Below are 20754 nucleotides of genomic sequence, written 5' to 3'. Positions count from 1 at the left end.
TCTTTCCTCCTCCCTGATGTCGCCGCATCCTTCATACCGGTCCAACAGACCGGGCTTGATACACCGGGCGCTCTCCTCCTCCCTGCGTCTTGGTGTTGTAAGAGCGGCGGCATCTTTCCTCCTCCCTGATGTCGCCGCATCTTCTATTCACCAGAACCACATTCCTGATATGCCGACGCAGGTGAGAAACCCGGCAGGTTGCCTTTCCCCGGCAAATGATTTCTGCTGTTAGAACCGCGCAACCGCGCCCTGACAAAAAGACCGCACATATGCTTGCCTTGGCCCTGCACATCCTGATCGTTATCGCGTTCAGTATCCGAATCCTGTTGCGTGATGATCTCGCCGCCACTGCCCGTCTGGCATGGTTCATGGTGATCAGTGTGCTTCCCGTGTTTGGTTCGGTGCTCTATTTTCTCTTTGGTGAAATTGACCTCGGCCACACCGCCAGCAAACGCATCGCGGCCGTTACCAAAAAGGTCCATGCGGTTGGCCGCGACCTGCAGCCCAAGGAACATGACCCGTCGGACCAGATACCCGACCGGTTTGTACCCGCCTTTTCCTATAGCCACTCGATCAACGGGTTTCCGCCCGTATCCGGAAATTCCGTAGAACTGATGTCCGACGCACAGACTGCCCGTAGCCGCCTGATCGAAGACATTGATGCCGCACAGGAGCAGGTGCATGTGCTCTACTACATCTGGTTGGGCGACGAGACTGGCACCAATACTGCGCGCGCGCTGATGCGAGCCGCGAAACGTGGCGTCGAATGTCGGGCGATGGCCGACGGGTTGGGCTCGCGGGTCATGGTGAAATCGGCGCTTTGGGCCGAGATGCGCGCGGCTGGCGTCGAACTTTCGGTTGCCCTGCCGATCAACAACCCGATTGCAACGATCCTCAAGAGCCGGCTCGACCTTCGCAATCACCGCAAGATCACCGTCATCGATGGCAAGATAACCTATTGTGGCAGCCAGAACTGTGCCGATCCCGAATTTCGGGTCAAGGCACGCTATGCGCCCTGGGTTGATATCATGCTGCGCATCGAAGGCCCCGTGGTTGCCCAGAACCAGCTCTTGTTCGCCGGTGACTGGATCGCGCATTCCGGCGGATCGCTTGACGATTTCCGATTGGCGCCTGATCGGCAAGATCCGGGCAGCATCGCGCAAATCATGGGCGATGGCCCGACCGAGCGGCGCAGGGCGACCCCGCATCTGTTCTCGTCACTGATGAACGGGGCGCGCAGGCGGGTGACCATTTCAACGCCCTATTTCGTACCCAACGCCATTGTGCTTGAGGCGATCTGCGCCGCTGCCTTTCGCGGCGTTGCGGTGACGATGATCTTTCCAAAGCTCAATGATTCCTGGATCGTCGCTGCCGCGAGTCATTCCAGCTATCGCAACCTGCTTGAGGCCGGCGTCATCATTCACGAGTATCGCGGTGGGTTGCTGCACGCCAAGACCCTGACCATCGACGATGAAGTCAGCCTGATTGGTTCCTCAAATCTCGACCTGCGCAGCTTTGATCTCAACTTTGAAAACAACCTGCTGCTATGTGACAGCGCGATCACCGCCGACATCACCGCGCGTCAGGCCGACTATATCGCCGAATCCGATCTTGTGACGCTGGCAGATGTGAACGCCTGGCCCGGACACAGGCGCATCTGGAACAATGCTGTTGCCACGATCGGGCCGATCCTGTGATCGCTGCAGGGATCAGAATGGAATGTCGTCGCTTGCACTGACATAGCGACCCACCACTTTCTTGGGTCCAGCTTTCTCAAAATCGATCTCAAGCTTGTCGCCTTCGATCCCGGTGATGGCGCCATAGCCGAACTTTTGGTGAAAAACCCGCTCGCCGATGGTAAAGCTGCTGTCCGCACTCATGTCGATCACCGTGTTGCGGCTTTCCTTGGGTTGCGACAGCCCCCGCTCGCCCGCGCGCGCCTGCAACCGCTTCCAGCCGGGCGAGTTGTACCCGTCGGCCTTGGCCACCCGTGCCGCAATATCTGATTGCGCCTCTGGTTGTTGCGCCATGCCCGCCGCGCCATAGCCACCACCATAAAGACCGGGTGGGGTCAGCACCTCGACATGCTCTTCGGGCAGTTCATCGATAAAGCGCGAAGGTAGCTGTGATTGCCATTGGCCAAACACCCGGCGATTCCCAGCAAAGGAAATTGTACAGAGTTCCTCGGCCCGTGTGATACCCACATAGGCCAACCGGCGTTCTTCCTCGAGCCCCTTGATGCCGCTTTCATCCATGCTCCGTTGCGACGGAAACAAACCGTCCTCCCAGCCCGGGAGGAACACGGCGGGAAATTCCAGCCCCTTGGCCGCGTGCAGGGTCATGATGCTGACCTTTTGCCCGGCATCATCCTTTTCATTGTCCATGATCAGGCTGACATGTTCCAGAAACCCTTGCAGATTCTCGAACCCTTCCAAGGCCTTGACCAGTTCCTTAAGGTTCTCAAGCCGCCCTGGAGCCTCGGGCGTCTTGTCGTTCTGCCAATGGCCTGTATAGCCGCTTTCATCCAGAATGATCTCAGCCAGCTCCATGTGGGTCATCCCCGCATCGCCGGCCATCCGGCCCCATCGCGCGATGCCTTCGACCAATTCGGCCAGCGCTGCGCCGCCTTTACCCTTGATCAGCCCGCCCTGCACTGCGAGCCACGCGCCCTCGACCAAAGACACACCATTGGCGCGCGCCGTTGTCTGGATGGTCTGCTGCGCCTTGTCACCGAGGCCACGCTTGGGCGTGTTGACGATCCGCTCAAACGCCAGATCGTCTTCGGGGCTAACCACCACGCGGAAATAGGCCATGGCATCGCGGATCTCCATCCGCTCGTAGAATCGCGGCCCACCGATCACCCGATAGGGAAGTCCGATGGTCAGAAACCGGTCCTCAAACGCCCGCATCTGGTGGCTCGCCCGGACCAGAATCGCCATCTGATCCAGCCCGAACGCACGCATTCCACGCGCGCCGCCTTGCATCGCCTCAATCTCTTCGCCGATCCAGCGCGCCTCTTCCTCGCCGTCCCAATGGCCGATCAACCTGACCTTTTCACCGTCATCGGTGTCGGTCCACAGTTCCTTGCCCAACCGACCCTCGTTGCCACGAATGACACCTGATGCGGCGGCAAGAATATGCGGGGTGCTGCGATAGTTCTGTTCCAGCTTCACCACATGTGCGCCGGGAAAATCCTTTTCAAACCGCAGGATATTGCCGACCTCGGCCCCGCGCCAGCCATAGATCGACTGATCGTCGTCCCCGACACAGCAGATGTTCCGATGCGACGCCGCAAGCAGACGCAGCCACATGTATTGTGCGACGTTGGTATCCTGATATTCATCCACAAGAATATAGCGGAACCAGCGTTGATATTGTTCAAGCACATCCGAATGGGTCTGAAATATCGTCACCATATGCAGCAGCAGATCGCCGAAATCGACCGCGTTCAGTTCCTTCAATCGCGCCTGATATTGGGCATACAGTTTGACGCCCATATTGTTGTAAGCGCCCGCATCGGCCGCGGGCACCTTGTCTGGTGTCAGGGCCCGGTTTTTCCAGCCGTCGATGACCCCTGCGAGTTGCCGTGCTGGCCAACGCTTGTCGTCGATCCCCGTCGCTGAAATCAGTTGCTTCATCAGCCGGATTTGATCGTCGGTATCCAGAATGGTGAAATTAGACTTTAGCCCGGCAAGTTCTGCGTGGCGGCGCAACAGCTTTACGCAGATCGAATGGAACGTGCCCAGCCACGGCATCCCCTCAATCGATTGCCCCAACATGCCACCCACGCGATTCTTCATCTCGCGCGCGGCCTTGTTGGTGAAGGTCACCGCCAAAATCTCGTTTGGACGCGCCGCCCCCGTGTTCATCAGATGCACGATCCGCGCGGTCAGCGCCTTGGTCTTGCCAGTGCCTGCCCCGGCCAGCATAAGCACCGAACCGTCAAGTTTCTCGACCGCCTCGCGCTGTGCGGGGTTCAGGCCTTCAAGGTAAGGCTGCGGTCGCGCGGCCATTGCGCGCGCCGAAAGTGATCCGCCTTCAAAGGCGTCGATGTCGTCAAAACTGCTCATGCGGGCAATGTAGCCCAAGCCGTCGGGCAGGAAAAGGGATGTTCGCGGCTTGTTCCCGCGTTAATCGATCCCGCGCAGAACCGCGAGCAGCGCATCGCCGCTGACCCCGAAATGCGCCTCGGCGGCGTCTCGTGCGGCTTCGGTCTTGGCACCGAACAGCCCGTCAATCGGTCCCGGATTGAACCCCGCGTTCAACAGCAGGGCCTGCCATTCTGCGGTACTGGCATCGCCTGTCAACTCCGCATGCGCCTTGCCGGTCAGAACCTCCCGGTCGGCGAGACCATGGGTGCCGCCATTGATGCCTTTGGTGACCATCAGAATGTCGGGAACATCGGCCCATTCCAAAAGTGTGCGGCTCGACCGCCGGGTGCGTGCGAGATACTCGGCCCCGATCAGCCAGCATATATCCGGATCAGCCGCACGATCCGGGTTGTTGACAAGATCCTCGCCAATCGCGGCGCCGTATCGGGTGTAATTATCCTTGCCGGTCAGTTGCAGATAGCCGCGTCCGCGATACCGCCAGCCATCTCCAGACGCCGGGGTGCCGTTACCCATCCGATTGGCATAAACCCGGTTGGCGATTTTCTCTGGTTGCCGGGCAAAGGAGTTGGTTTCGGCCTCCGACGCAAAGTGACGGCGGAAAATTTTCCATAACCCGGCGGCAGAATAATTCAGATTCTCGAACCGGGTCTTGAACCGGGCACTTTCATGGGCGCATTGGCCGATCAGGCTGGCGCGGCGCCGGTCATTGTTGACGCCGATCTCTTCCAGCTTGCTTTCAACGGCTTGCCAGGCTGAAAAGGCTGCTGTGGCTGTGACAGAAGAAGACGCACACACGCGAATTGCGGTTTCAATGGTCATGGGAAACTCCGAACAAATACATTAATAAAACCTGACAACTTTAGCACGAAACCGCATTTCCATCCAGCCACGGCGTTGTTAACGCTTGCGCTGCGGCGCGGCACAACGGAAAAGACGGTATGGATTTTCACAGCAGATATCCTGGGCTGATCGATCTGAAGTGGCGCGCCAAGCGTCGGTTGCCCAAGTTCGTATGGGATTTTCTTGACAGCGGCACGGGCACCGAGGCGACCAAATCGCGCAACCGCGCGGCGCTGGACCGGATCGGTTTTGCCCCATCCATCCTGCATGGTGCGATCGAACCGGATATCAGCACGACCTTGCTGGGTCAGAGCTATCCGCAACCGTTTGGTGTTTCTCCCATCGGCATGTCGGGTCTGATCTGGCCCGATGCTGAAACGTTGCTGGCGCAGTCCGCTGCACGCGCAGGAATGCCCTATTGTATGTCCACCGTGGCCAGCGCCAGCCCCGAAGACATCGCGCCGCATCTGGGGCCAAACGCATGGTTCCAACTCTACCCGCCCAAGGACGAAGATATCCGGCGCGATCTGTTGGACCGTGCGCGCACCGCTGGCTTTTCCACGCTTGTGCTGACAGTAGATGTCCCGGTCGCGTCGCGCCGTGAACGGCAGACCCGTTCGGGGCTGACGCAACCGCCCCGGCTGACTCCCCGCCTATTGACGCAGGTCGGAATGCGTCCGGTCTGGGCCGCCGGGATGGCGCGCAAGGGCATGCCGCGCATGCGCACTCTCGACAAATACATCACGGACGCTCAGGCCAATCTGCCCCCGACCGCGCATATTGGCTATATCCTGCGCACTTCGCCTGATCTCGACTACGTCCGATGGTTGCGTGATCACTGGGACGGTCCTTTTATCCTGAAAGGTATCATGCGCCCGGAAGATACCGCGCCGCTGGAGCAAATCGGTATCGATGCTCTTTGGGTGTCCAACCACGCCGGGCGGCAGTTTGATGGCTCGCTGTCGAGCATTGAGGTCCTGCCCGCTGTTCGGGCGACGACGTCGCTGCCGCTCATCTTTGACAGTGGTATTGAGAGCGGTCTTGACATCCTTCGCGCTCTCGCGCTTGGTGCGGATTTTGTGATGCTTGGCCGTGGGTTTCACTTTGCCCTCGCGGCCCTTGGCTCTGACGGACCACCGCATCTGGTCGACCTGCTGACCAAGGACATGCACGCCAATATGGGGCAGATCGGCGCCCATACCCTGCAGGATTTGCCGCCCCCCATAGAACTGCCTTTAGTACGCTGATGCGCCTAAAAAACAGGCAAACTTCGCGGTTGAGCGATTACATCATACGCAAACGTTTACGTTTGGTAACAAGCTGAATAGAAAAGGCCGAAACTCTTCGGCTCCAGGAGAATGCCATGCCCGATTTCAAGAAGATTCTGATTGCCAACCGGGGCGAGATCGCCATTCGCGTGATGCGGGCGGCAAACGAGATGGGCAAGCGGACGGTCGCGGTTTACGCCGAAGAAGACAAGCTGGGGTTGCATCGGTTCAAGGCCGACGAAGCATATCGGATCGGCGAAGGCATGGGTCCGGTTGCGGCCTATCTGTCGATCCCTGAGATCATCCGCGTGGCGCGCGAATGTGGTGCCGATGCCATCCATCCGGGCTATGGCCTGCTTTCGGAAAACCCCGATTTTGTCGATGCCTGTGATCAGGCGGGCATAACCTTTATCGGGCCGCGCGCCGAAACCATGCGTGCCCTTGGTGACAAGGCCAGCGCCCGCAAGGTGGCGATCGAGGCCGGCGTGCCGGTGATCCCGGCAACCGAAGTTCTGGGCGACGACATGCATGCGATCCGCGCCGAGGCGGACGAGGTTGGCTATCCCTTGATGCTCAAGGCGTCCTGGGGTGGTGGCGGGCGTGGCATGCGCCCGATCCTGAAAGCCGACGAACTTGAAGAGAAAATTCGCGAAGGCCGCCGCGAGGCCGAGGCCGCCTTTGGCAATGGCGAGGGGTATCTGGAAAAGATGATCACCCGCGCCCGTCACGTCGAGGTGCAGATCCTCGGCGACAAGCAGGGAGGCATGTATCACCTGTATGAACGCGACTGCTCGGTCCAGCGCCGCAACCAAAAGGTCGTGGAACGCGCCCCGGCCCCTTATCTGACCGAGGCACAGCGCGCCGAGATCTGTGACCTGGGGTATCGCATCTGCAAGCATGTGAACTACGAATGTGCGGGCACCGTCGAGTTCCTGATGGATATGGCGAACGAGCAGTTCTACTTTATCGAAGTGAACCCGCGCGTACAGGTCGAACACACCGTCACCGAGGAAGTCACCGGCATCGACATCGTGCGCGCGCAGATCCTGATCGCCGAGGGTAAAACCATCGCCGACGCCACCGGCAAGCCCAGTCAGGAAGATGTGCATCTGAACGGTCACGCGCTGCAAACCCGCGTCACGACCGAGGATCCGCAGAACAACTTTATCCCCGACTACGGCCGTATCACCGCCTTCCGGTCGGCCACCGGCATGGGCATCCGGCTGGATGGCGGCACAGCCTACGCCGGCGGTTTTATCACCCGCTTTTACGACAGCCTGCTGACCAAGGTCACCGCCTGGGCCCCGACGCCGGAAATGGCAATTGCCCGGATGGACCGCGCCCTGCGTGAATTCCGCGTGCGCGGTGTCAGCACCAACATCGCCTTTGTCGAAAACCTGCTGAAACACCCGACGTTTCTGGACAACACATACACCACCAAGTTCATCGACGAGACACCTGAGCTGTTCCAGTTCAAGCGCCGCCGAGACCGCGGGACCAAGGTGCTGACCTATATCGCCGACATCACGGTGAACGGCCACCCCGAGGTCAAGGATCGCCCGCGCCCCCGCGCCGATCTGAAACTGCCCCGCGCCCCTGCGCAACGTGGTGAACCGATGATGGGCACGCGTAATCTGCTGGAACAAAAAGGCCCGCAAGCGGTTGCCGACTGGATGAAAGCCCAATCTCAACTGCTGGTGACCGACACCACCATGCGCGACAGCCACCAGTCTCTGCTGGCAACGCGCATGCGGTCAATCGATATGATCCGGGTTGCACCGGCCTATGCAACCAACCTTCCGGGTCTGTTCTCGGTCGAATGCTGGGGTGGAGCAACCTTCGATGTCGCCTATCGCTTCCTGCAGGAATGCCCATGGCAGCGCCTGCGCGACCTGCGCGCCGCAATGCCCAACGTGATGACTCAGATGCTGTTGCGCGGCTCCAATGGGGTTGGATACACGAGCTATCCCGACAATGTCGTACAGAAATTCGTGAAACAAGCCGCCGAAACCGGTGTTGACCTGTTCCGGGTGTTTGATGCGCTGAACTGGGTCGAAAACATGCGCGTTGCGATGGATTCGGTGCTCGAATCTGGCAAGCTTTGCGAAGGCTCGATCTGCTACACTGGTGATATCAATGACCCGGACCGCGCCAAGTACAATTTGAATTACTATGTCTCCGCGGGCAAGGAATTGCGCGATGCAGGCGCGCACATCCTCGGCCTCAAGGACATGGGTGGATTGCTGAAACCCACCGCGGCCAAGGCGCTGGTTAAGGCGCTGAAGGAAGAGGTTGGCCTGCCGATCCATTTCCACACGCATGACACTGCCGGTGTCGGCTGCGCTACTATCCTAGCGGCGAGTGAGGCAGGCGTGGACGCGGTCGACTGCGCCATGGACGCGCTGTCGGGCAACACCAGCCAGCCAACTCTGGGCTCGGTGGTCGAGGCGCTGCGCCGCACTGACCGCGATACCGGTCTGGACATGAACGCCATCCGCGAGATCAGCGAATACTGGGAAGCCGTACGCGCGCAATACGCGGCCTTTGAATCCGGCCTGCAAGCCCCCAACTCCGAGGTTTACCTGCACGAAATGCCCGGCGGGCAGTTCACAAACCTCAAGGCGCAGGCGCGCAGTCTCGGGCTTGAGGAACGCTGGCATGAGGTCGCGCAGACCTATGCGGATGTGAACCAGATGTTCGGCGACATTCCAAAGGTCACACCCTCGTCCAAGGTGGTCGGGGACATGGCGCTGATGATGGTCAGTCAGGGCCTGACCCGTGCAGATGTCGAAAACCCGGATGTGGACGTGTCCTTTCCCGATTCCGTCATTGGCATGATGCGGGGCGATCTGGGCCATCCGCCCGGCGGCTTTCCCGAGGTCATCACCAAAAAAGTGCTCAAGGGCGACGCGCCCAACATGGAACGCCCGGGCAAACACCTGCCTCCCGTTGATTTCGATGAGGTCAGGGCCAGCGTCACCGCCGAGCTTGAAGGCAAGGAAATCGACGACGAAGATCTCTGCGGCTATCTGATGTATCCCAAGGTCTTCATGGACTACATGGGTCGCCACCGTACATATGGTCCGGTGCGCACCCTGCCGACCACGACGTTCTTTTATGGCATGCAGCCGGGCGAGGAACTGAGCGCGGAAATCGATCCCGGTAAGACCCTGGAAATCCGCATGCAGGCTGTGGGCGAGACCAATGACGAAGGTGAGGTCAAAGTGTTCTTTGAACTCAACGGCCAACCCCGTGTCATCCGCGTGCCCAACCGCATGGTCAAATCCACAACCGAGAAACGCGCCAAGGCCGAAGCGGGCAATCCCGACCATATCGGGGCACCCATGCCCGGCGTCGTCGCCACGGTCGCAGTGACGGCAGGACAGGCCGTCAAGGAAGGCGACCTGCTCTTGACCATCGAAGCGATGAAGATGGAAACCGGCCTGCACGCCGAACGCGATGCGACGATCAAAGCCGTCCACGTCCAACCCGCCAGCCAGATCGACGCAAAGGACCTGTTGATCGAACTGGAATAGCGAGCGAGACCTGTACCGCCCGGAACAAGGCCAAAGGCCGCCGGGCGGGCATACCCACCGCAACCGGATGATTCAGGAGTTACGGCAGGCGCGGAAATCTCAGCCGATGCCATTGCCCGTTTTATCGCGCGCATTACCGTTAACTGGGCTCACAGCCCAAGTTCGGCGCGCTTTTTCTTGGTCAGGCCGGCGACAACCATATCGTAAGAATCCGAAATATGGCGCTGTAACTCGGCATCGGATAGCCCCGGTGCCGCATAATGTTGCAACCACATTAAGCCTCGCGAAGCGAGATATGGCGCGGGGCGGATACCCGGCATGTCTGACAGAACCTCGAACGCAATATCCGAAGCTTTGAAGGTGAATGCGTCGTCGCCGTCGGCCCAGCCACAGATCGCAAAAACCTTGCCGCCAACCTTCCACACATCCGAGTTTCCCCATTGCACCACATGGGCGGCTCCGGTGAAACTTGCGCAATACCGGTTGAACTCGTCCCTGACCATTCCGCATCCACCTGAGGCAAAGGCCCGTTGGGCCGACAATAATCCAGCCTAGCGCGCAAGGGTCGGACTGAGAAGACCGCAGGCGAGGATTGCAGCCGGCAGCCTTCGCTGCATTGGTCATGCAAATTTGGAATCAGCGGTCTGCCACGTACTCCAGCGCGGTGTCATCTGCGATCATCGGCGCGGCTGCCGGCCCCTCAAGCGTCAAACCCAAAAGTATCGCGGCACTCAGCAGCACAATTCTGCACATCTCAATACCCGTCATCCTCCAGCCTTTCAGCATTATTCAACTTTGACAGCGATGACACGCGGGCGCGCCACAGTTCCGTCGCACCGAGGAGAAAATTATTTGCTGTATCCCATGTTTTTCCTCTTGCGGGTTCGGTCAGTTGTTTATATCTCACGCCTCACTCAAGGACGCGGGCGTAGCTCAGGGGTAGAGCATAACCTTGCCAAGGTTAGGGTCGTGAGTTCGAATCTCATCGCCCGCTCCATTGAGGCCATCACCAACCCCAGTGATAAATTGATCCAGACAAGGCCCGAGGCAACGCTGGATCGCGATCCTCATACAGTACATCATTTCTATAGCGACTCCCGCCGATCCTGCGGCGTGGAGCCCAAACTAACTGCTTCCTCTCTCTGGAATCGCTCCTTAGTTTAAGACCCAGAATCAAGGGAGAGTGACAGGTGACCGGCCCAGTTCGACGCGATCCGGTTGCCCTGTCCCAGCTTAAAAACATGGCCAAAGCAAAGAATATCCTATTCATCATGTTCGATCAGCTGCGGTGGGATTACCTGAGCTGTTATGGCCATCCCCATCTCAAGACCCCGCATATCGACCGGCTGGCGGAAAAAGGTGTGCGTTTTACCCGCTGTTACATCCAATCCCCTGTCTGCGGGTCCTCTCGTATGTCGACCTATACCGGACGCTATGTGCACAGCCATGGCGCCAGTTGGAACGGCATTCCGCTGAAGGTCGGGGAACTCACCATGGGCGACCACCTGCGCAAGGCGGGGATGGATTGTTTTCTTGTCGGCAAGACCCACATGCGCGCCGATGCCGACGGGATGGCACGTCTGGGGCTTGCGCCTGACAGCCTGATCGGCGCCCGCGTCGCAGAGTGCGGATTTGACGTCTTCGAACGCGATGATGGCATGTTGCCAGAAGGACCAGACGGATACTACGACCCGGACGGAGCCAAGGAATACAACAAATGGCTGAGTGCCAAGGGCTATGAAAGCGACAACCCTTGGCATGATTTTGCAAACTCTGGCCTGGATGAGGACGGAAATGTCCTCTCGGGCTGGTTTCTCAAAAATGCGACCACCGCCGCCAATATTGCCGAGCCCGACAGCGAAACGCCCTATCTCACGGGGCGGGCAATGGAGTTTATCGAAAGCCAGAAGGGGCCATGGTGCTGCCATCTGAGTTACATCAAACCGCATTGGCCTTACATCGTGCCGGAGCCCTATGCTTCGATGTTCGGCCCCGAGCATGTGCTACCGCCGGTCCGTTCAAACCGCGAGCGGGCAGCGCCTAACCCTGTCTTCAAGGCCTTCATGGAGAATCAGATCGGCGAAACCTTTTCGCGGCAAGAGGTGCGCGAGGCCGTGATCCCGGCCTATATGGGCCTCATCAAGCAGGCTGACGATCAGATGGGTCGCCTGTTTGACTGGCTTGAGCAGACCGGCCGGATGGAGGACACGATGATCGTGCTGACCTCTGACCACGGCGATTTCCTTGGCGACCACTGGATGGGGGAGAAGACCTTTTTCCACGACGCTTCAACAGTTGTTCCACTGATTATCTATGATCCATCCGAAGAGGCCGACGCAACGCGTGGCAGTGTCTGCGACGCGCTGGTGGAATGTATTGATTTCGCGCCAACCTTTGTCGAGGCGGCGGGCGCGGAACCAGACCTGCACATCCTTGAAGGAGAGAGCCTGATCCCGATCCTTCACGGTCAATCGGACGAGACCCTGCGCGATTCTGTGATCTGCGAATATGATTACTCAGCCTCGCCCGTGGCTGACAAACTTGGCGCGGACGTGCGGGACGCCACCATGTTCATGGTGGCGAACAAGGAATGGAAGCTGATGCATTTTGAGGGCGGGCACCGGCCCATGCTCTTTGACCTTGCGAATGACCCGGACGAGCTGAACGATCTGGGTGAAAGCGACGAGCATTCCGATGTGATCGCCGAGATGTATGACGAGCTCTTTACCTGGGCCCGACGCCCCTCTCAACGCACGACGCGCAGCGCGGCGCAACTGGTTGAAATGCGTACGAAAAGCCGCGGGCGCGGTATCGTGCTCGGGGTGTATGACGAAAACGACGTGCCTCTTGATCTCACCGTGCGATATCGCGGACGAAAAGCGCCTGATATGAAGAACGGCCCCAAATCCTGACCTGACTGACCAGCCGCAACGTAAGCTGCTGATGGCATCCATCTGCGATCCCAGCATTGCCGGTTCTGGATCACAGAGTCGCCCCCGCGCGCAGCGCTGGATTTCTGACCACCACTCGTTAGGGTTGGAACCAACAAAGGGAGAAATCGATGAACATCATCTGGCTTGGACATGGCAGTTTTCGTATCGAAACAGGCGATCTGGTTCTGCTGATCGACCCCTGGCTGACGGGCAACCCGATGCTGAACGAAGACCAGCACGAAGCAGCCGTCAGCGGTGCCACGCATGTCATCCTGACCCATGTGCATTTTGACCATGTTGCCGACGTTCTGTCGTTGTGTCGGAAACTGGACGTCCCTGCTGTTGGCCAATATGACATCATGGGATTCTGGGGCGAAACCGAGGAAATCAAGACGGTCGGGTTCAACAAGGGCGGCACGATCGATCTGGGTGGCGCGACATTTTCGATGGTCACAGCGCAACATTCCTCGACCTTTTCAACCGAGGACGGCCTGCGCACCGGTGGGTCCGAAGTCGGTTACATGCTGAGCGCCGAAGGCCATACGATTTACATAAGCGGTGACACCGACATCATGGCCGACATGGACTGGTTCGCAGATTATTATAAACCCGATATCGGCATCCTGTCGGCGGGCGGGCATTTCACGATGGACATGGCCAAGGTCGCCTATGCGGCCAAACGCTATTTTAACTTCAAGACCCTGATCCCCTGCCACTACCGTACCTTTCCGATCCTCGAACAATCCGCCGATGCGCTCGTCAGCGCCCTGCCCGATGTGGATGTGATCGAACCGCAAGTGCTGCACCCCATCCAGATTTGAGGCGCTAATGTTCCGTCGTTCCCGTGCGAACCTCAGCGCGGTGAATAATCATCACGAAATGTGATTTATCACAACTCAAACATTCATTTTCATTATGTCGCGCGCGGTCTCATATTCACGGTATCAAATCACACCGTCAGGATAGGAGATCACCATGACACACACTGTAGATTGCCTGCACGCATCAACCGCCCGCCCCTCCCAGCATGGGTTTCGCGGCCATCGGGCGTGGATTGTCCTGCTGCTGGTCGCCGCAGTCATCGGGTTCGTCGCGCTTGAACGCGCCGGCACCGGTGAGTTTCTTGCCGGCCTGAACCTGGAGACCGGGTCCATCCCCGGAGAGGATTGGCACGGCAACGTCCGTCGATCGGCGCCTGCCCGCTAACTTTCGCCGCGCCGGTCGGCAAAGAACTGGCGCAACAAATCGGCGGACTCGGCTTCGGCGAGTCCGTCGTACACTTCGGGCGCATGATGCGTCTGGGCATGATCAAAAACCCGCGCCCCATGGGCAACACCGCCAGACTTTGGATCAGATGCGCCATAGTACAGCCGCCCGATCCGGGCAAAGGCGATTGCGGCGGCACACATCGGGCATGGCTCTAACGTGACGTAAAGGTCATGCCCGTTCAGACGTTCGCTCCCCGCAGCAGCGCATGCCGCACGGATCGCCAGAATCTCGGCATGGGCGGTCGGATCGTTCAACTCTCGCGTCCGGTTGCCTTCGGCTGCCACAATCCGGCCATCCGGCGCGACGATCACCGCGCCAACCGGCACTTCGCCACGTGCACCTGCTGCACGCGCCTGTTCAAGTGCCTGATTCATCTGGGATTTAAAGACCATAGGGCAAACTGCCCCGCATTCCCCGCTTTCGCAAGGCCGTGGAATGGGTTAAGCGCGGCACATGAGCGATAAACCCACCCCACCCGGCGACCGGATCGCCAAGGTCCTTGCCCGCGCGGGTATCGCCAGTCGGCGCGAATCCGAACGCATGATCGAGGCCGGTCGCGTCACCGTGAACGGACGCAAGATCGACAGCCCGGCGCTGAACGTGACAGACAAGGACCGGATCACCGTCGACGGCAAACCGCTGGCCGAGCCGGAACCGGTTCGGATGTGGCTCTATCACAAGCCGCTGGGGCTGGTGACCACAACCAGCGATGAAAAGGGTCGCAAGACCATTTTCGACGAGCTTCCCGCCGAGATGCCCCGTGTTATGAGCATCGGGCGACTCGATCTGAACTCCGAGGGCCTGCTGCTCCTGACCAATGATGGTGCAATCAAGCGCAAGCTGGAATTGCCCAGCACAGGCTGGCTGCGCAAGTATCGCGTGCGGATCAATGGTCGCCCGAAAGACGAGGATTTCGCGCCATTGCGCAAGGGACTCGTGATCGAAGGCGAGCGTTTTCAGCCAATGCAGGTGTCGCTGGACCGGCAACAGGGTGCAAATGCCTGGCTGACTATCGCCTTGCGCGAAGGGCGCAATCGCGAAATTCGGCGAGCAATCGAAGATGTCGGCCTGACGGTAAACCGCCTGATCCGGGTGTCTTATGGCCCGTTTCAGCTTGGCACCCTGAAACCCGGCGAGGTTCAGGAGTTGAAACGGCGCGTGTTGCGCGAGCAATTGGGGTTAGAGCCCGAGCCTCCTGTCGGCACTGCACGCCCAACCCGCAAACGCACGAAAAAACCGCCCTCACGCAATAGCTGATCTAATCCGTGCATAGTTCCCCCTAGCAAGCGGGTGACGCATGACCTACCTTTCAAGACAGAAAACGGTCGGGGAATTGACGTGTCGCACGCTGGTTTACAGAAAATGGCTTATACGGTCTTGATCATACTGATGTTCGGTGTGTGTACCGGTTGGCTTGGGGGGCTGTAGCCATGGCAAAGCGCTTTGGTGGCAAATACAGCCCGGACGGCGAAACCAACGACAGCAAGATCGAACCGCGCGGAACCTTTGAAGGTGCGCGGGTGGACCCCGCTGGTGCACGGACGAACGTGTTGTTCATTCCGGCAATCCCACTGGTGTTCATGTCGCTGGGCGATGGCGCCCTTGGACTGACGCTTGCACTGGTGGCGGCTGCGGTTCTGACTCTGGCGGCTTGGCTTGTGCGCGAAGGATTGCGCGCCGAGGCCGCTTATAATTCTCGCAAGGTGTCGCGGCGCCCGGCCTTTCCCCGCAAGATGGCCGCTAGTCTGCTGACCGGCTTGGGGATTGCCATCGCCGCATACAAATCCGAACCGGGATTGGTTGCCCCGATCCTCTATGGTGGTGTCGCCACGGTGCTGCACGGGTTCGCCTTTGGTCTGGATCCGCTGCGGGACAAGGGCATGGAAGGCATCGACACCTTCCAACAGGACCGTGTCGCCCGCGTGATCGAAGAAGCCGAAAGCCGGCTGTCCGAGATGAGCGATGCCGTCAAACGCGCTGGCGACCGCAAGATTGAAAGCCGCGTGGATCAGTTTCAGGTCACGGCGCGCGACCTGTTTCGCACGGTCGAAGAAGACCCCCGCGACCTGACAGCGGCGCGCAAGTATCTGACTGTCTATTTGCAGGGCGCACGTGATGCGACCATCAAATATGCCGATATCTATGCGCGCAGCCGGGATCCACAGGCACGTGAGGACTATCTCGCCCTGCTGGACGATCTCGAACAAAATTTCGCTGCGCGGACGCGCAAGATGCTGCTAGATGATCGCAGCGATCTGACTGTTGAAATCGAAGTGCTGCGCGAACGGTTGCAGCGCGAAGGCGTCCGTACAGACGCCCCGTGACATAACAAGGAGCCCATCCATGTCTGACACAATCCGCAAGAAGGCGCAGGAAACCCTGACCGAGGTCGAAGAGATCACTGCCGTGGTACTCGCCGACCCTGCGTCCGAGATCGTACCGCTTGAACAGGCGGACGAACCGGCCAGCGCGGAAATCGTCAAACGGATGGACGAGATCGACATGGAAGATACCAATTCCATCGTCGCATTCGGCTCGGGTGCTCAGGCCGAGTTGCAGGAAATCAGTCAGGCGATGCTTGCAGATGTGCGCAATAAGGATGTCGGCCCCGCCGGTGATTCCCTGCGCAACATCGTCACCACGATTCGCGGATTTTCGGTCAGCGAACTGGATGTGCGCCGCGAACGCAGCTGGTGGGAAAAGCTGTTGGGCCGGGCTGCGCCCTTTGCCAAGTTTACCGCCAAATTCGAAGAAGTTCAGGATCAGATCGACCGCGTCACCGACGAATTGCTTGGCCACGAGCACACGTTGCTCAAGGACATCAAGTCACTGGATCTCTTGTATGAGAAGACGCTGAATTTTTACGACGAACTGGCGCTTTACATCGCGGCGGGCGAGGAAAAACTGGCACGGCTGGACGCCACTGACATTCCGGAAAAAGAAGCCGCCGTCGCCGCCGCCCCAGAGGCACAACAAGTCATGGCCGCACAGGAATTGCGTGATCTGCGCGCCGCGCGCGATGATCTGGAGCGGCGGGTTCATGATCTGAAACTGACCCGTCAGGTCACCATGCAGTCGCTGCCCTCGATCCGTCTGGTTCAGGAAAACGACAAGAGCCTCGTCACCAAGATCAACTCGACACTGGTCAACACCGTCCCGCTCTGGGAAACCCAGCTGGCGCAGGCCGTCACCATCCAACGCAGTGCCGAGGCCGCCCATGCTGTGCGCGATGCCAACGACCTGACCAACGAATTGCTCACCGCCAACGCCGCCAACCTGCGCGACAGCAACAAGATGATCCGTCAGGAAATGGAACGCGGTGTCTTTGATATCGAGGCCGTCAAGCAGGCCAATGCCGACCTGATCGGCACCATCAACGAAAGCCTCGCGATTGCTGACGAAGGCAAGGCCCGCCGCGCGGCCGCCGAGGACGAGTTGAAAAAGATGGAGACCGAGCTGCGCGATACGCTTGCATCGGCCAAGGCACGCCGCGACGGAGTTGGTGACAATTCCGGCACGGCGGTTCCGGGCTAAGGCGGCAAAATGCGATCAAGGTGGCATAGGCGGTGGCCGTCATTGGTCGTTGGCGCCACCTTGCTCTTTGCCGGGTGTGACGAGATGGGCCTTAAATCCTCGCCCACCCCGCAGGTCCGCCCGGCCAGCCTGCGTGTCACGCCGCCTGCCCCGGTGGCACCCTCTGCCCAGAGCGTCGATCTTGCCCGCTATTACAACAAGGTCCAGAGCGACCTTCTGACCCGTGGATTGCTGCGCACAGATGGCGGTGGCCCCGACACGCCCTATTCCGCCGACGATCTTGCGCGCAACTTTGAAAACATCGTCTTCTTTGACGAATACTCTCGTGGTGCCGGACTAAGCCGCACGCGCGGTGGTCAAAGCGGCCGCCTGAGCCGTTGGAGCGGCCCGGTCCGAGTCGGGACCGAGTTTGGTGCAGCGGTACCGCAGGAACAGCGCGTTCGAGACAAGGCCCAAATCGACCGTTACGCCGAAAGGCTGGGCCGTATCACCGGCCACTCGATCACGCCGGTCAGGAATGGGGCGAATTTCCACGTCTTTATCGTGAGCGAAGATGACCGCGATTTCCTGCGAGGACGCCTTCAACAGATTGTGCCAGGGATCGGCGCAGCGGAACTGGATCTGTTCACCAACCTGCCGCGCTCCTACTATTGTCTCGTGGTCGCAGTGTCCGGGTCGAGCAACCCCAACGACTATACCCGCGCCATCGCCCTGATCCGGGCCGAACATCCTGATCTTGTCCGGTTGTCCTGCGTACATGAAGAGCTCGCACAAGGCCTTGGGCTATCCAACGACAGCCCTTCTGCCCGTCCGTCAATCTTTAATGATGATGACGAATTTGCGCTGTTGACGAGCCATGACGAACTGTTGCTGAAAATGCTGTATGACCCGCGCCTGAAACAGGGCATGACCGCGGACGAGGCGCGCCCTGTCGTAAGCCTTGTTGCCCGCGAGTTGATGGGCCAAGAGCTATAGAACCCGATTTGAAAGGAACCTGACAATGGGCATCTTCGATTTCCTGAGCGGTGAATTCATCGACGTGATCCATTGGGTCGATGATACGCGCGACACGATGGTCTGGCGCTTCGAGCGCGAAGGCCACGCTATCAAATATGGCGCCAAGCTGACGGTACGCGAAGGACAGGCAGCAGTGTTCGTGCACGAAGGCCAGCTGGCCGACGTGTTCACGCCCGGCCTTTATATGCTTGAAACCAACAACATGCCGATCCTGACCACGCTGAACCATTGGGATCACGGTTTCAAAAGCCCGTTTGTGTCCGAGATCTATTTCGTCAACACAACGCGGTTCACCGACTTGAAATGGGGCACCAAGAACCCGATCATCTGCCGTGATCCTGAATTTGGCCCGGTGCGCATTCGCGCCTTTGGTACCTATTCCGTTCGCGTCACTGATCCCGCGCGGTTCATGACCGAAATCGTCGGCACCGACGGTGAATTTACTATGGACGAGATCAGCTTTCAGGTCCGCAACATCATCGTTCAAGAGTTTTCGCGAGTCATCGCAAGCTCTGGCATTCCGGTGCTGGACATGGCCGCCAACACCGCCGATCTGGGCAAGCTGATCGCAGCGGCGATTTCACCGACGCTTGAAGAATATGGGATGTCGATCCCGGAACTCTACATCGAGAACATCTCGCTTCCTCCAGCGGTCGAAGCAGCGCTCGACAAACGCACGTCGATGGGACTTGCCGGAGATCTCGGCAAATTCACGCAATACTCTGCCGCCGAAGCGATGACCGCAGCGGCCAACAACCCGGCGGGCGGTGGCATGGCCGCCGGTCTTGGCGCAGGGATGGGCATGGCGATGGCCGGCCAGATGGCCAATCAGGGACCTTGGGGAGCCGTTCCCCAAGCGCAGCAACCCGCCGCGGCCCCGCCCCCGCCTCCACCCGCAGAACATGTCTGGCATATCGCCGAGGTAGGTGAGACCAAGGGTCCGTTTTCCAAGGCGGCGATGGGCCGTATGGCAACCGACGGCTCGCTGGGTCGCGAAACCTATGTCTGGACCGCTGGTCAGGATGGCTGGAAACGGGCCGAGGATGTGCAGGAACTGGCGCAACTCTTCACGATCCTGCCGCCTCCTCCGCCCTCCGCCTGACGACGCAATTCGGGAGCCCGCGCGCCGATGACGGAAGTCACCTCAACAGATCATCCTGAGGACCATCGCTTTCCCTGCGATCGATGCGGGGCAGATTACCGCTTTGATCCCAAAGAGAACATGCTTGTCTGCGATCATTGCGGAAACAGCCAACAGATCAGCGGCGGCCCGTGGGCAAATGCTAAACTGAGCGAACTCGATTTTGACGCTGCGGTTGCCGAGAATCTGCCTCTGACCGAGATCGAGGAAACGCGGGTTCTCAAATGTCCCAACTGCGCGGCGCAGGTGGAATTTGATCCCAATACCCATGCCGCCGAATGCCCGTTCTGCGCCACGCCCGTGGTCACGGATACCGGCACCAACCGGCACATCAAACCACGCGGCGTCCTGCCATTCGTGCTGGACGAACGCAGCGCACATGGCGCCATGACCGATTGGCTGGGACGGCTGTGGTTCGCGCCGGGCGGGCTCAAGGATTATGCCCGCAAAGGGCGCAAGATGCAGGGCATCTATGTTCCCTACTGGACTTTTGACGCCAATACCCGGTCGAGATATCAGGGCGAGCGCGGGACTGTCTATTACATCACCAAAACCGTCGTTCGCGATGGCAAACGCATGCAGCAGCGCGTCGCCAAGGTCCGCTGGACCCGTGCGTCAGGTCGGGTGGCGCGGTTCTTTGATGATGTGTTGATCCTTGCCTCTACAAGCTTGCCCAAACGCTTTACCGATGCGCTGCAGCCTTGGGACCTTGCGGCCCTCGCCCCCTATCAACCACAATACCTCGCCGGGTTCCGCGCCGAGGCCTATTCGGTTCCACTTCAGGATGGGTATGACGAGGCCCGCGAGCACATGGCGCGGGTGATCAATCGAGACGTGCGGTTTGACATCGGCGGTGATCAGCAGCGTGTCCACAACATTGCGACGGATGTCAGCGACGTGACCTTCAAACACATCCTCTTGCCCGTGTGGCTGGCCGCCTACAAATATCGGGGGCAGACCTATCGTTTCGTGGTCAACGGTCAGACCGGCCGAGTTCAGGGGGAGCGACCCTGGTCCGCGATCAAGATCACCTTCGCGGTTCTTCTCGGATTGCTGGTAGCCGCGGGCGTTGGTTATCTCGCGGCCACCAATCAGTAGATCGGC

17 protein-coding genes and 1 tRNA gene are annotated in these 20754 nt (G+C 59.4%); 13 read left to right on the top strand and 5 right to left on the bottom strand.

Features of this window, described 5'->3' with window-relative positions; all coding sequences use genetic code 11:
* Window positions 1–269: 269 nt before the first annotated feature.
* Window positions 270–1697 carry a cardiolipin synthase gene (cls, locus tag ABJO75_RS08120; RefSeq protein WP_348129035.1) on the top strand — a complete coding sequence of 476 codons (1428 nt, stop codon included), beginning with the start codon at window positions 270–272 and terminating at the stop codon, window positions 1695–1697.
* A 12-nt stretch (window positions 1698–1709) separates the two neighbouring features.
* On the opposite strand, the gene ABJO75_RS08115 is transcribed toward cls, so the two are convergent.
* Together ABJO75_RS08115 and ABJO75_RS08110 are read right to left on the bottom strand one after the other, a co-directional pair.
* Window positions 1710–4070, bottom strand: a complete 2361-nt coding sequence (locus ABJO75_RS08115) for a UvrD-helicase domain-containing protein (RefSeq protein WP_348129033.1) — start codon at window positions 4068–4070, stop codon at window positions 1710–1712.
* A gap of 60 nt (window positions 4071–4130) precedes the next feature.
* Window positions 4131–4931 carry a glycoside hydrolase family 19 protein gene (locus ABJO75_RS08110; protein WP_348129031.1) on the bottom strand — a complete coding sequence of 267 codons (801 nt, stop codon included), beginning with the start codon at window positions 4929–4931 and terminating at the stop codon, window positions 4131–4133.
* 119 nt (window positions 4932–5050) lie between these two features.
* On the opposite strand from ABJO75_RS08110, the gene ABJO75_RS08105 reads away from it, so the two are divergent.
* Window positions 5051–6199: an alpha-hydroxy acid oxidase gene (locus ABJO75_RS08105; RefSeq protein WP_348129028.1), complete on the top strand. Its 1149-nt coding sequence runs from the start codon at window positions 5051–5053 to the stop codon at window positions 6197–6199.
* 116 nt (window positions 6200–6315) lie between these two features.
* Window positions 6316–9756: a pyruvate carboxylase gene (locus ABJO75_RS08100; RefSeq protein WP_348129025.1), complete on the top strand. Its 3441-nt coding sequence runs from the start codon at window positions 6316–6318 to the stop codon at window positions 9754–9756.
* Between the two features lie 149 nt (window positions 9757–9905).
* Here the strand turns inward: ABJO75_RS08100 and ABJO75_RS08095 are convergent, their stop codons facing one another.
* Window positions 9906–10259 carry an MmcQ/YjbR family DNA-binding protein gene (locus tag ABJO75_RS08095; RefSeq protein WP_348129022.1) on the bottom strand — a complete coding sequence of 118 codons (354 nt, stop codon included), beginning with the start codon at window positions 10257–10259 and terminating at the stop codon, window positions 9906–9908.
* A 133-nt stretch (window positions 10260–10392) separates the two neighbouring features.
* Window positions 10393–10524, bottom strand: coding sequence for a hypothetical protein (locus tag ABJO75_RS08090; protein WP_348129019.1), 132 nt, complete (start codon window positions 10522–10524; stop codon window positions 10393–10395).
* Window positions 10525–10678: 154 nt separating this feature from the next.
* Here ABJO75_RS08090 and ABJO75_RS08085 point away from each other — a divergent pair.
* The 4 genes from ABJO75_RS08085 to ABJO75_RS08070 all read left to right on the top strand — a co-directional run bounded on the left by ABJO75_RS08085 (window position 10679) and on the right by ABJO75_RS08070 (window position 13895).
* Window positions 10679–10753: transfer RNA gene (locus ABJO75_RS08085), tRNA-Gly, on the top strand.
* Between the two features lie 244 nt (window positions 10754–10997).
* The gene (locus ABJO75_RS08080; RefSeq protein WP_348129042.1) at window positions 10998–12668 is read left to right on the top strand and encodes a sulfatase-like hydrolase/transferase; all 1671 of its coding nucleotides are present in this window, start codon (window positions 10998–11000) and stop codon (window positions 12666–12668) included.
* A 149-nt stretch (window positions 12669–12817) separates the two neighbouring features.
* Complete coding sequence (locus ABJO75_RS08075; protein WP_348129016.1) at window positions 12818–13510, top strand: metal-dependent hydrolase; 693 nt, start codon at window positions 12818–12820, stop codon at window positions 13508–13510.
* Between the two features lie 154 nt (window positions 13511–13664).
* Window positions 13665–13895: a hypothetical protein gene (locus ABJO75_RS08070; protein ID WP_348129014.1), complete on the top strand. Its 231-nt coding sequence runs from the start codon at window positions 13665–13667 to the stop codon at window positions 13893–13895.
* Here ABJO75_RS08070 and ABJO75_RS08065 read toward each other — a convergent pair.
* Entirely contained in the window at window positions 13892–14350 is a 459-nt protein-coding gene (locus tag ABJO75_RS08065; RefSeq protein ID WP_348129011.1) for a nucleoside deaminase, read from the bottom strand. The genes ABJO75_RS08070 and ABJO75_RS08065 overlap by 4 nt on opposite strands.
* A gap of 61 nt (window positions 14351–14411) precedes the next feature.
* Here ABJO75_RS08065 and ABJO75_RS08060 point away from each other — a divergent pair, with 61 nt between their 5' ends.
* From ABJO75_RS08060 to ABJO75_RS08035, 6 genes are all read left to right on the top strand, one after another.
* Entirely contained in the window at window positions 14412–15215 is an 804-nt protein-coding gene (locus ABJO75_RS08060; RefSeq protein WP_348129008.1) for a pseudouridine synthase, read from the top strand.
* Window positions 15216–15388: 173 nt separating this feature from the next.
* On the top strand, window positions 15389–16282 hold the full coding sequence (locus ABJO75_RS08055; protein ID WP_348129005.1) for a 5-bromo-4-chloroindolyl phosphate hydrolysis family protein: 894 nt from the start codon (window positions 15389–15391) through the stop codon (window positions 16280–16282).
* Between the two features lie 19 nt (window positions 16283–16301).
* Window positions 16302–17492: a toxic anion resistance protein gene (locus ABJO75_RS08050; RefSeq protein WP_348129002.1), complete on the top strand. Its 1191-nt coding sequence runs from the start codon at window positions 16302–16304 to the stop codon at window positions 17490–17492.
* A 42-nt stretch (window positions 17493–17534) separates the two neighbouring features.
* Window positions 17535–18467 (top strand): DUF2927 domain-containing protein, encoded by a 933-nt coding sequence (locus ABJO75_RS08045; RefSeq protein WP_348128999.1) that lies wholly within the window; start codon window positions 17535–17537, stop codon window positions 18465–18467.
* A gap of 25 nt (window positions 18468–18492) precedes the next feature.
* On the top strand, window positions 18493–19611 hold the full coding sequence (locus ABJO75_RS08040) for an SPFH domain-containing protein (protein ID WP_348128996.1): 1119 nt from the start codon (window positions 18493–18495) through the stop codon (window positions 19609–19611).
* A gap of 27 nt (window positions 19612–19638) precedes the next feature.
* A complete protein-coding gene (locus ABJO75_RS08035; protein WP_348128993.1) occupies window positions 19639–20748 on the top strand; it encodes a primosomal protein N' (replication factor Y) - superfamily II helicase in 1110 nt (369 codons plus the stop codon).
* Window positions 20749–20754: the final 6 nt, after the last annotated feature.

Origin of the sequence: Sedimentitalea sp., from assembly GCF_039973035.1 — a bacterium.
In the GTDB taxonomy this organism is placed as follows: Bacteria; Pseudomonadota; Alphaproteobacteria; order Rhodobacterales; family Rhodobacteraceae; genus Sedimentitalea.
Note: the sequence above shows the minus strand (reverse complement) of the source record. Positions and strands in the feature narration are given on the sequence as shown.